Origin of the sequence: Streptomyces sp. WM6386 (genome assembly GCF_000972385.1) — a bacterium.
Classification (GTDB): Bacteria; Actinomycetota; Actinomycetes; order Streptomycetales; family Streptomycetaceae; genus Streptomyces.
The window spans coordinates 22,980-33,890 of the sequence record NZ_JXTE01000080.1 but is presented as its reverse complement, the minus strand read 5'-3'; the positions used below and the strand labels follow the sequence as shown (position 1 = coordinate 33,890).

General features: G+C 66.9%; 10 protein-coding genes and 1 tRNA gene. 8 read left to right on the top strand and 3 right to left on the bottom strand.

Going from position 1 to position 10,911, the window contains the following annotated elements; all coding sequences use genetic code 11:
• Positions 1–73 precede the first annotated feature (73 nt).
• The 6 genes from TN53_RS34820 (at position 74) to TN53_RS34795 (ending at position 6,695) form a co-directional block, all read left to right on the top strand.
• Positions 74–685, top strand: a complete 612-nt coding sequence (locus tag TN53_RS34820; RefSeq protein ID WP_046262795.1) for a hypothetical protein — start codon at positions 74–76, stop codon at positions 683–685.
• Between the two features lie 291 nt (positions 686–976).
• Positions 977–2,206 carry a branched-chain amino acid ABC transporter substrate-binding protein gene (locus TN53_RS34815; RefSeq protein WP_046262794.1) on the top strand — a complete coding sequence of 410 codons (1,230 nt, stop codon included), beginning with the start codon at positions 977–979 and terminating at the stop codon, positions 2,204–2,206.
• A 120-nt stretch (positions 2,207–2,326) separates the two neighbouring features.
• Positions 2,327–3,259, top strand: a complete 933-nt coding sequence (locus tag TN53_RS34810; RefSeq protein ID WP_046262793.1) for a branched-chain amino acid ABC transporter permease — start codon at positions 2,327–2,329, stop codon at positions 3,257–3,259.
• Positions 3,260–3,264: 5 nt separating this feature from the next.
• The gene (locus tag TN53_RS34805; protein WP_046262792.1) at positions 3,265–5,091 is read left to right on the top strand and encodes a branched-chain amino acid ABC transporter permease; all 1,827 of its coding nucleotides are present in this window, start codon (positions 3,265–3,267) and stop codon (positions 5,089–5,091) included.
• A 3-nt stretch (positions 5,092–5,094) separates the two neighbouring features.
• Positions 5,095–5,982 carry an ABC transporter ATP-binding protein gene (locus tag TN53_RS34800; RefSeq protein WP_046262791.1) on the top strand — a complete coding sequence of 296 codons (888 nt, stop codon included), beginning with the start codon at positions 5,095–5,097 and terminating at the stop codon, positions 5,980–5,982.
• The gene (locus TN53_RS34795) at positions 5,979–6,695 is read left to right on the top strand and encodes an ABC transporter ATP-binding protein (RefSeq protein WP_046262790.1); all 717 of its coding nucleotides are present in this window, start codon (positions 5,979–5,981) and stop codon (positions 6,693–6,695) included. The genes TN53_RS34800 and TN53_RS34795 overlap by 4 nt, the downstream gene beginning before the upstream one ends.
• An 82-nt stretch (positions 6,696–6,777) precedes the next feature.
• Here the strand turns inward: TN53_RS34795 and TN53_RS34790 are convergent, their stop codons facing one another.
• Positions 6,778–7,434 (bottom strand): ANTAR domain-containing response regulator, encoded by a 657-nt coding sequence (locus TN53_RS34790; RefSeq protein ID WP_046262789.1) that lies wholly within the window; start codon positions 7,432–7,434, stop codon positions 6,778–6,780.
• Between the two features lie 102 nt (positions 7,435–7,536).
• Between TN53_RS34790 and TN53_RS34785 the strand changes: the two genes are divergently transcribed.
• Both TN53_RS34785 and TN53_RS34780 read left to right on the top strand, forming a co-directional pair.
• Positions 7,537–7,609: transfer RNA gene (locus TN53_RS34785), tRNA-Leu, on the top strand.
• Positions 7,610–7,716: 107 nt separating this feature from the next.
• Positions 7,717–8,460, top strand: coding sequence for a helix-turn-helix domain-containing protein (locus tag TN53_RS34780; protein ID WP_046262788.1), 744 nt, complete (start codon positions 7,717–7,719; stop codon positions 8,458–8,460).
• A gap of 14 nt (positions 8,461–8,474) precedes the next feature.
• On the opposite strand, the gene pyk is transcribed toward TN53_RS34780, so the two are convergent.
• Positions 8,475–9,911 carry a pyruvate kinase gene (gene pyk / locus TN53_RS34775; RefSeq protein ID WP_046262787.1) on the bottom strand — a complete coding sequence of 479 codons (1,437 nt, stop codon included), beginning with the start codon at positions 9,909–9,911 and terminating at the stop codon, positions 8,475–8,477.
• A gap of 145 nt (positions 9,912–10,056) precedes the next feature.
• The gene (locus TN53_RS34770; protein WP_046262786.1) at positions 10,057–10,776 is read right to left on the bottom strand and encodes an SIMPL domain-containing protein; all 720 of its coding nucleotides are present in this window, start codon (positions 10,774–10,776) and stop codon (positions 10,057–10,059) included.
• Positions 10,777–10,911 lie beyond the last annotated feature (135 nt).

Sequence of the window (10,911 nt, the reverse complement as noted above, 5' to 3'; positions counted from 1 at the left end):
CCCCCGCCGACATGAAACCGCCGCCACCCGTCGGTGCGACCCCGCCGGCCGCCCTGGGCGAAAGGCCCCGCCCGTGAGTGGCGTAGGCCCCGTCGAGCCCGGGGAAGGCACGCACGCGTGGGAGGCTCTCGACGCCCCGTCGGTGCTGCGCAGGCCACGAGGGCGGCTCGCCGAGCTGTACGGCAGGCACCGGCGTGCCGCACTCGGCGCTCTCGCGTGCGCCGTTCTCGTCGCGGGCGGCGGCTACCTCTACGCGACCCGCCCGCAGCCGCCGGCGGCCCTCCCCCCGCCGTACCCCTCCCAGGTCACCGATGTGCACTATCTGAGCTGGGAGCCGACGCCCGAGGGTGCGCCGAGGCGGAGTTTCAGCCTGGGGGTGGAGCTGACCGTGCTGGCCGGCCCCCCGGTCACCGTGACGCGGATCTCCCAGCCGTACGCCGGTCTGTCGGTGAAATCGACCCCGCCGACCCCATTCCGTACGACAGCGGGCACAAGCCGCAAGATCATCGTCACCATGCACGTGACGCAATGCAGAAAAGTGCCGTGGAACGCCGGACTCCCTTTCCTCGACGTAACTCTACGTAATACGCGCGCAATAGAAGTCCACAGTTTCATCCTCGGACAGCGCTATGCGCAGCAGCTCTCAGAGGCCTTACAAGTCGCCTGCAGCAACAATTCAGGGTAATCACCAAAACCCCTGAGACACCTGAACCATCCAGGTCGGGTCCTGCGGGTTCTCACTATGCGGACCGGGCGAATCAGTCCTAATTCCACTGTTCCGCCCACTCAGTACCGCTCTGCATTACGACGTGTCATAACAAGAGCGTCACAGCCTGGCCCGGACCCTCCTCCACGATCCCCACACCCGCCTAGAGTCACGGCCAGTCACCGCGCCACCGGATTGTCACGTCAGGCACCCCGCGCAACGACTCGGCCGCTTCCAGGGGGAAGCGCCGCGCCAGTGAAAGGACGAATCGTGCGTCAACGTTCGCTCATCACCATCACCGCCGCGCTGGCGGCGGGAGCACTCACCCTCACCGCCTGCGGCTCGCGCGACGACGACGGCGGCTCGGACTCCGGTAGTGGCGGCACCAAGGTCGTCATCGGCGTCGACGCCCCGCTGACGGGCGACCTGTCCGCCCTCGGCCTGGGCATCAAGAACTCCGCCGACCTCGCCGCGAAGACCGCGAACAAGCAGAAGCTCGTCGACGGCGTCACGTTCGAGATCAAACCCCTCGACGACCAGGCCCAGCCCTCCTCGGGCCAGGCCAACGCCGTCCAGCTCGTCAGCGACAAGTCCGTCCTGGGCGCCGTCGGCCCGCTGAACTCCTCCGTCGCCGAGTCCATGCAGAAGGTCTTCGACGACGCCAAGCTCGTCCAGATCTCCCCCGCCAACACCGGCCCGGGCCTCACCCAGGGTGTCGACTGGCAGACCAAGAAGGTCCGCACGTACAAGTCGTACTTCCGCACCGCGACCACGGACGCCATCCAGGGCCCGTTCGCCGCGCAGTACGTCTACAACGACGCCAAGAAGACCAAGGTCTTCGTCATCGACGACAAGAAGACCTACGGCGCCGGCCTCGCCGCCACCTTCACCACGGAGTTCAAGAAGCTCGGCGGCAAGGTCGTCGGCACCGACCACATCGACCCGGACACCAAGGACTTCTCCGCGGTCGCCACCAAGGTCAAGAACTCCGGCGCCGACGTCGTCTACTACGGCGGCGAGTACCCGCAGGCCGGCCCCCTCAGCAAGCAGATCAAGCAGTCCGGCGCCAAGATCCCGCTCGTCGGCGGTGACGGCATCTTCGACCCGACCTTCGTCGAACTGGCCGGCGCCGGCGCCACCGGTGACCTCGCCACCTCCGTCGGCGCCCCCGTCGAGGAGCTCGACTCCGCCAAGCAGTTCGTCGCCGACTACAAGGCGGCCAACTACAAGGAGGAGTACGCGGCCTACGGCGGCTACTCCTACGACGCCACCTGGGCGATCATCCTCGCCGTCAAGAAGGTCGTCGAGGACAACGACGGCAAGCTGCCGTCCGACGCCCGCGAGAAGATCACCGCCGCCGTCCAGAACGTCTCCTTCGACGGTGTGACCGGCAAGGTCTCCTTCGACGAGTACGGTGACGCCACCAACAAGCAGCTCACCGTCTACGCCGTCGAGAACGGCGCCTGGAAGGCCGTCAAGTCCGGCACCTACACCGGCTGACCGAGACCCGCAGCACCACCTGAACGAGCCGCGCGGGGCGCTGTTCCACTGGCGCCCCGCGCGGACTCGCATCCGGCCACACATCCGTCGAAACCAATCCGAAGTCTCGGAGGACATGCGGTGAACGAACTGCCGCAGCAGCTGGTCAACGGCCTGCTACTGGGATCCATGTACGGGCTGGTCGCCATCGGCTACACGATGGTCTATGGCATCGTCCAGCTCATCAACTTCGCCCACGGCGAGATCTTCATGATCGGAGGGTTCGGCGCCCTCACGGTCTATCTGTACGTACTGCCCGACGGCACGACCATGTGGCTCGCACTGCCACTGATGCTCCTCGGAGCCGTCATCGCCGCAGTCCTCGTCGCCGTAGGAGCGGAACGGTTCGCCTACCGCCCGCTGCGCACCGCACCACGCCTCGCCCCCCTCATCACCGCCATCGGCCTCTCCCTCGCCCTCCAGCAGGCGGTGTGGGCCTGGTACCCCGGGGCCAAGGAATCCATCAACTTCCCCGAGATCCCCGGCGGCCCCTTCGAGATCGGCAGCGTCACCATCCAGACCGGTGACGTCTTCCTGCTCATCGCCGCCCCCATCAGCATGGCGATCCTCGCCTACTTCGTCATGAAGACCCGCACCGGCCGCGGCATGCAGGCCACCGCCCAGGACCCCGACACCGCGAAGCTCATGGGCATCAACACCGACCGCATCATCGTGGTCGCCTTCGCCCTCGGCGCCGTCTTCGCCGCCGTCGGAGCCGTCGCCTACGGCCTCAAGTACGGCCAGGTCCAGTTCCGCATGGGCTTCATCCTCGGCCTCAAGGCCTTCACCGCAGCCGTCCTCGGCGGCATCGGCAACATCTACGGAGCCATGCTCGGCGGCCTCGTCCTCGGCCTCGCCGAGACCATGGCCACCGCCTACATCTCCGACGTCCCCGGCTTCGACCTGCTCGGCGGCCAGTCCTGGGCCAACGTCTGGGCCTTCGTACTCCTCATCCTCGTACTCCTCGTCAGGCCACAAGGCCTGCTCGGCGAGCGCGTCGCTGACAGGGCGTGACACCGATGACCACACAGACCACCGAAAGCACCGGCGCCCCCGTCAGCAAGGACGGCAACGCCAAGGGCCTCATCGGCCTCCCCGAGAACGTCGGCCGCGCCCTCGCCACCGCCGGCGGCGCCCTCGCCGTCGTCTCCACCTTCCTCGCCTGGACCTGGACCAGCGAGTTCCCCGGCGACCTGACCTACTACGGCTACCCCGGCGGCCTCCAGGTCCTCGTCCTCATCGGCGGCGCCCTCACCGCGCTCTTCGGCGTCGCCTCCTACGGCGTCAAGGGCCTGCGCTGGCTCACCCCCGCAGGCGCCGACAGCGCCCTCAAACTCGCCGCACTCGGCACCTTCGCCACCGCCTGGTACACCGTCATCGCGATCACCGTCCAGCTCGGCGGCATCGTCAACCTCGAACCCGGCGGCTACATCGTCGCGATCGTCACCCTCGCCGCGGCCCTCGGCGCCTTCGCCCTGCCCTTCACCCGGCCGGAGCCCGACCCCGTCGACCCCGACGACACCGGCTGGGAGCAGTTCAGGCACACCGCACGCCACAACTGGTCCATCTTCAAAGCGGCCACCGCCTCCGGCACCCCCAGCAAGGCACCCACGCTCCCCGCCTACGCCGAGATCCTCGTCATCGTCGCCGCCATGGCCGTCGGCCTGATCGTCTTCACCTACGGCATCGGCACCGAATACGACGAACAATTCGTCGGCTTCCTCATCACCGTCAGCTTCGGCTTCGCCGCCCTCGCCAAGGCCGGGCTCGTGGCCCGGGTCTCGGCCATCACCGGCAAGCACCGCACCATCACCATGTTCGGCGCGTTCATCGCCGCCGCACTCTTCCCCTTCACCCAGTCCGACGACCAGTACGCGACCATCGGCGTCTACATCCTGATCTTCGCCACCGTCGCCCTCGGCCTCAACATCGTCGTCGGCCTCGCCGGCCTCCTCGACCTCGGATACGTCGCCTTCCTCGGCGTCGGCGCCTACACCGCGGCCATGGTCTCCGGCTCCCCCTCCTCACCCTTCGACGTCCACCTGCCGTTCTGGCTCTCCGCCATCCTCGGCGCCGCGGTCGCCATGGTCTTCGGCGTCCTCATCGGCGCCCCCACCCTCCGACTGCGCGGCGACTACCTCGCCATCGTCACCCTCGGCTTCGGTGAGATCTTCCGCATCACCGTCCTCAACATGGACGGCACCTCAGGACCCGACATCACCAACGGCTCCAACGGCATCTCCTCGATCCCGAACCTCAACATCCTCGGCTTCGACTTCGGCGCCGAACACACCATCCTCGGGTTCACCATCGCGCGATTCGCCAACTACTTCCTGCTGATGCTGCTCATCACGCTGATCGTCGTGGTCGTCTTCCAGCGCAGCAGCGACTCCCGCATCGGCCGCGCCTGGATCGCCATCCGCGAAGACGAAACAGCCGCCCTCGCCATGGGCATCAACGGCTTCCGCGTCAAGCTCATCGCCTTCGCCCTCGGCGCCTCCCTCGCCGGCCTCGCCGGCGCCGTCCAGGCCCACGTCACCTACACCGTGACCCCCGAGCAGTACCAGTTCGCCCACGTCGTACCGCCCAACTCGGCCTTCCTCCTCGCAGCGGTCGTCCTCGGCGGCATGGGCACCATCGCCGGCCCCCTCGTCGGCGCCGCACTCCTCTACCTCATTCCGGCCAAGCTCCAGTTCCTCGGCGACTACCAGCTCTTCGCCTTCGGACTCGCGCTCGTCCTCCTCATGCGCTTCCGCCCCGAGGGCCTCATCCCCAACAGGCGCCGCCAGCTCGAATTCCACGAAGAGGCCGAAGCGCCCACAGTCCTCGGCAAGACAGGGGCCTGACACATGACCACCGACACCACCACCGCCCTCGGGACGACCGTCCTCGACGCCCGCGGCGTCACCATGCGCTTCGGCGGCCTCACCGCCGTACGCAACGTCGACCTCACCGTCAACAGCGGCGAGATCGTCGGACTCATCGGCCCCAACGGCGCCGGCAAGACAACCTTCTTCAACTGCCTCACCGGCCTCTACATCCCTACCGAGGGAGAGGTCCGCTACAAGGGCAACGTCCTGCCGCCCAAGTCCTTCAAGGTCACCGCCGCCGGCGTCGCCCGCACCTTCCAGAACATCCGCCTGTTCGCCAACATGACGGTCCTGGAAAACGTCCTCGTCGGCCGCCACACCAGGACGAAGGAAGGCCTCTGGTCCGCACTCCTGCGCGGCCCCGGCTTCCACCGCGCCGAAAAGGCCTCCCGCGAACGCGCCATGGAACTCCTGGAGTTCATCGGCCTCGCCAACAAGGCCGAACACCTCGCACGCAACCTGCCCTACGGCGAACAGCGCAAGCTGGAAATCGCCCGAGCACTCGCGAGCGAACCCGGACTCCTCCTCCTGGACGAGCCCACCGCCGGCATGAACCCCCAGGAGACGCGAGCCACCGAAGAACTGGTCTTCGCCATCCGCGACAAGGGCATCGCCGTCCTCGTCATCGAGCACGACATGCGGTTCATCTTCAACCTCTGCGACCGCGTGGCCGTCCTCGTCCAAGGCGAAAAACTCCTCGAAGGCGACAGCGCCACCGTCCAGGGCGACGAGCGCGTCATCGCCGCCTACCTCGGAGAGCCCTTCGAGGACGCCCCCGGCGACGAAGAAGTCGCGGAGGTCGAGGCAGCCGAGGCCCAGGCCGACACCACGACCGACGCCGCGCCCGGCAAGGAGAACGACCGATGACCGCACTGCTCGAAGTAGAGGACCTCCGGGTCGCCTACGGCAAGATCGAGGCCGTCAAGGGCATCTCGTTCAAGGTCGAGGCCGGCGAGGTCGTCACTCTCATCGGCACCAACGGCGCCGGCAAGACCACGACCCTGCGCACCCTCTCGGGCCTGCTCAAGCCCGTCGGCGGCCAGATCAAGTTCGACGGCAAGTCCCTCAAGAAGACCCCGGCCCACCAGATCGTCTCCCTCGGCCTCGCCCACTCCCCCGAGGGGCGGCACATCTTCCCGCGCATGACGATCGAGGACAACCTGCGGCTCGGCGCCTTCCTCCGGAACGACAAGCCCGGCATCGAGAAGGACATCCAGCGCGCCTACGACCTCTTCGCCATCCTCGGCGAACGCCGCAAGCAGGCCGCCGGCACCCTGTCCGGTGGCGAGCAGCAGATGCTGGCCATGGGCCGCGCGCTCATGTCCCAGCCGAAGCTGCTCATGCTGGACGAGCCGTCCATGGGTCTCTCGCCGATCATGATGCAGAAGATCATGGCGACCATCGCCGAACTGAAGTCCCAGGGCACGACGATCCTGCTCGTCGAGCAGAACGCCCAAGCGGCTCTGTCGCTGGCCGACCACGGCCACGTCATGGAGATCGGCAAGATCGTGCTCTCGGGGTCCGGCCAAGACCTGCTGCACGACGAGTCGGTACGCAAGGCATACCTCGGCGAGGACTGAGTCCTTGTCCTGGTGACTGCTGTACGACGAGGCCCGCGCCCTCAGCTGGGGACGCGGGCCTCGCGCTTTGGCACTCGGGGCGTCAGCCCTTGTTGGCCTTCTTCTCATCGGCGTCCTGGATGACAGCCTCGGCGACCTGCTGCATCGACATACGCCGGTCCATCGACGTCTTCTGGATCCAACGGAACGCAGCCGGCTCCGTCAGCCCGTACTCGGTCTGAAGAATCGACTTCGCCCGGTCGACCAGCTTGCGGGTCTCAAGGCGCAGGGTGAGGTCGGCGACCTCGTTCTCCAGCTCCCGCAGCTCCGTGAAGCGGGACACGGCCATCTCGATCGCCGGTACGACGTCGCTCTTGCTGAACGGCTTCACCAAGTAGGCCATCGCACCGGCGTCGCGGGCACGCTCCACGAGGTCGCGCTGCGAGAAGGCGGTCAGCATGAGGACGGGGGCGATGCGCTCCTCGGCGATCTTCTCCGCCGCGGAGATGCCGTCCATCTTCGGCATCTTCACATCGAGGATCACGAGGTCCGGCTTGTGCTCACGGGCCAGCTCGATGGCCTGCTCACCGTCACCGGCCTCGCCGACGACGCTGTAGCCCTCTTCCTCCAGCATCTCTTTGAGGTCGAGCCGGATGAGGGCCTCGTCCTCGGCGATGACGACACGGGTCGTCAGCGGAGGCACGTGCGACTTGTCGTCGTCGGGCGCGTCTACGGGCTGGGGCGACTCGGGGGCGGTCACGGGGGCTCCTTGTTCAGGGCAGGGGTGCTGCTGACAAGAGCCTACCTAGCTGCGATAAGGTAGGGGCACAGCGGGTAACCGCTGACCTTTGTTTTAGAGGAAGCCCCGGTAGTCCAGCGGAAGAGACACGGTGCTCAAACCACCGACAGCGTGGGTTCGAATCCCACCCGGGGCACTTTTCCTTCGATTCGAAGGCTTCCACTAAGAAGCGGATGTTCCCGTTCTCGTGAACATCCGCTTTTTGCTGCGTGTCGTCGCGATCACTCTCACAAAATGATCCACATGTACGACATCAGCACACGTAAGCGAGCTCTGGCTTTGGTGGCTCAGGGGCGCAACTTGAACTCGGTCAGCCGAGAAACGGGCATCTCGCGAGCCGCGATCCGTTCCTGGCAGCAACACCTTGAGCCCTTGCCTCGGATGGCGCCTGAGGATCCCGGACCGCCAGCGGATGAACGCGCTTACTCCTATCTGCTGGGCCTATACCTCGGCGACGGCTGCATCAGCCCCCACCCACGCAGCGGTTACTACCTCCGCATCGCATGCGCCGACGCATGGCCCGGCCTCATCCAGCAGTGCCGCGAGGCCATCACCCAAGTGCGCCCCGGTATCGGCGTGTACGCCCTGCAGAGGGAGGGCTACAAGATGGTGACCAGCTACTCCCGACACTGGCCCGACCTGTTCCCTCAGCACGGCCCGGGCAAGAAGCACGAGCGCACCATCGCCCTCGAACCCTGGCAGCGAGCCATCGTCGACGCGTACCCGTGGGAGTTCGTCCGCGGCCTCATCCACTCCGACGGTTGCCGAATCACCAACTGGGCGACACGCCTCGTATCAGGTGAGCGGAAGCGCTACGAATACCCCCGGTACTTCTTCACCAACCTGTCGAGCGACATCATCCGCCTCTTCACCACCACCCTCGACCACGTAGGCGTCGAATGGCGACAAGCGAACCCCCGCAACATCTCCATCGCCCGCAAAGCCTCAGTCGCCCTCATGGACACCCACGTAGGCCCCAAACACTGACCTCGCGAGCCCATCTACTGCGGGCTGTCGTCCTCGCCGATGTGGTGGACGCGGACGAGGTTCGTCGACCCGGCGACCCCGGGCGGCGAACCCGCGGTGATCACGACGATGTCGCCCTTCTGACAGCGGCCGTACTTCAGGAGCAGCTCGTCCACCTGGTCGACCATCGCGTCGGTCGATTCCACCCGTGGGCCCAGGAAGGTCTCCACTCCCCATGTCAGGTTGAGCTGGGAGCGGGTCGCCGGCTCCGGGGTGAACGCCAGCAGGGGGATCGGGGAGCGGTAGCGCGAGAGCCTGCGGACGGTGTCTCCGGACTGGGTGAAGGCGACGAGGAACTTGGCGCCGAGGAAGTCGCCCATCTCCGCGGCCGCTCGGGCGACTGCGCCGCCCTGGGTGCGGGGTTTGTTGCGTTCGGTGAGGGGTGGGAGGCCCTTGGCGAGGATGTCCTCTTCCGCCGCTTCGACGATCTTCGCCATGGTGCGGACGGTCTCGATGGCGTATTTGCCGACGCTGGTCTCGCCGGACAGCATCACGGCGTCCGTGCCGTCGATGACCGCGTTCGCGACATCCGACGCCTCGGCCCTTGTCGGGCGGGAGTTCTCGATCATCGAGTCGAGCATCTGGGTGGCGACGATGACCGGCTTGGCGTTGCGCTTCGCCAGCTTGATCGCGCGTTTCTGGACGATCGGGACCTGTTCCAGGGGCATCTCCACGCCGAGGTCGCCGCGCGCGACCATGATGCCGTCGAAGGCGGCGACGATGTCCTCGATCGCTTCAACGGCCTGGGGTTTTTCGACCTTGGCGATGACCGGGAGGCGGCGGCCTTCTTCGTCCATGATGCGGTGGACGTCGTCGATGTCGCGGCCGGATCGGACGAAGGACAGTGCGATGACGTCGAAGCCTGTCCGCAGGGCCCAGCGCAGGTCTGCCTCGTCCTTCTCCGACAGGGCCGGCACGGATACTGCGACGCCCGGCAGATTCAGTCCCTTGTTGTCGGAGATCACGCCGCCTTCGATGACGGTGGTGTGGACGCGGGGGCCGTCGACGGCGGTGACTTCGAGGCAGACTTTGCCGTCGTCGACGAGGATGCGTTCGCCGGTGGTGACGTCCTCGGCGAGGCCGGCGTACGTCGTCCCGCACTGCTGCTGGTCGCCCTGCGCGCCTTCCTCCACGGTAATGGTGAAGGTGTCGCCGCGTTCAAGGAGTACGGGTCCTTCGGTGAAGCGGCCGAGGCGGATCTTCGGGCCTTGAAGGTCGGCGAGGATGCCGACGCTGTGGCCGGTCTCGTCGGAGGCCTTGCGGACGTGGTGGTAGCGCTCCTCGTGCTCGGCGTAGCTGCCGTGGCTGAGGTTGAAGCGGGCTACGTCCATTCCGGCTTCGACCAGTGCCTTGATCTGGTCGTATGAGTCGGTGGCGGGGCCCAGGGTGCAGACGATCTTTGCTCGGCGCATGTTTTGACCCTAGGGCTTACCGGTGGGTAGGGATTTGGTGGGGGGTGACTACTCAACAACCTTTGGGTGACGGGTTGTTGACAAGGGTTGAATTATGCGCCGGGGTGCTCCGATGAGCGTTCCCTTGTGCGAATTCCCCTCGGCTTCAGAGCTTCGGCGGTGCCATGGTGAAGCGGGCGTTGACCTGGGCGTAGACGCGTTGGCGTTGGGGTTCGAGGTCGAGGGGGGCGGCGGCGGTGTCCTCGGCCGCGGCGTAGGACATGGAGCGCATGCGGCTGCCGGGGGCGGCGGGGGCGAGGGGTTGGGCGTTCTCGGCGCCGATGTCGGCGAGTTCGACCAGGGCGGCGAGGGTGGTTCCCAGTGCCTCGGCGTATTCGCGGGCTCGCTGGACGGCTTCTTTGACGGCCTGTTGGCGGGCCTGGCGGTGGGCCGGGGAGTTGGGCCGTAGGGCCCACCAGGGGCCGTCGACGCGGGTGAGGTCCAGGTCGGCGAGTCGTGTGGTGAGTTCGCCGAGTGCGGTGAAGTCGGTGAGTTCGGCGGTGACGTGGACGCGGCCGTGGTAGGCGTGGACGCGTTCGCCTCGGCCTTTCTCCTTGAGCTGGGGGGTGATGGAGAAGGCGCCTGTCTCCAGCCGTTCGACGGCGTCGCCGTAGGTCTTGATGAGGTCGAGGACGGTGGCGTTGCGGCGGGTGAGGTCGTCGAGGGCGGTGCGGCGGTCTTTGCCGCGGGCGGCGACGCTGACGCCGATGCGGGCGATTTCGGGGTCGACTTCGAGGCGGGCTTCGCCGCGGACGGCGATGCGGGGGGCGTCGGGGGTGCCGTAGGGCACGAAGAGTTGGGGGTCGTCCGCAGCTGGTGTGGTCATACGACCCACTCTGTCAGTTCTTGGCGTGTTGTCGGCCCGTCGGGTGACGGGTTGGGTCATCAGATCGAAACCTGTAGGGGGTGTTGCGGTTCGGCGTGTGCGGGTCAGAATCTACGCGCGTTGTTGACCGTTTCC

Excerpts from the sequence above, each read along its gene's own strand:
- TN53_RS34805 (WP_046262792.1), top strand. The coding sequence starts at position 3,265 with ATGACCACACAGACCACCGAAAGCACCGGCGCCCCCGTCAGCAAGGAC.
- TN53_RS34800 (WP_046262791.1), top strand. The coding sequence starts at position 5,095 with ATGACCACCGACACCACCACCGCCCTCGGGACGACCGTCCTCGACGCC.
- TN53_RS34795 (WP_046262790.1), top strand. The coding sequence starts at position 5,979 with ATGACCGCACTGCTCGAAGTAGAGGACCTCCGGGTCGCCTACGGCAAG.
- TN53_RS34780 (WP_046262788.1), top strand. The coding sequence starts at position 7,717 with ATGTACGACATCAGCACACGTAAGCGAGCTCTGGCTTTGGTGGCTCAG.
- pyk (WP_046262787.1), bottom strand. The coding sequence starts at position 9,911 with ATGCGCCGAGCAAAGATCGTCTGCACCCTGGGCCCCGCCACCGACTCA.
- TN53_RS34770 (WP_046262786.1), bottom strand. The coding sequence starts at position 10,776 with ATGACCACACCAGCTGCGGACGACCCCCAACTCTTCGTGCCCTACGGC.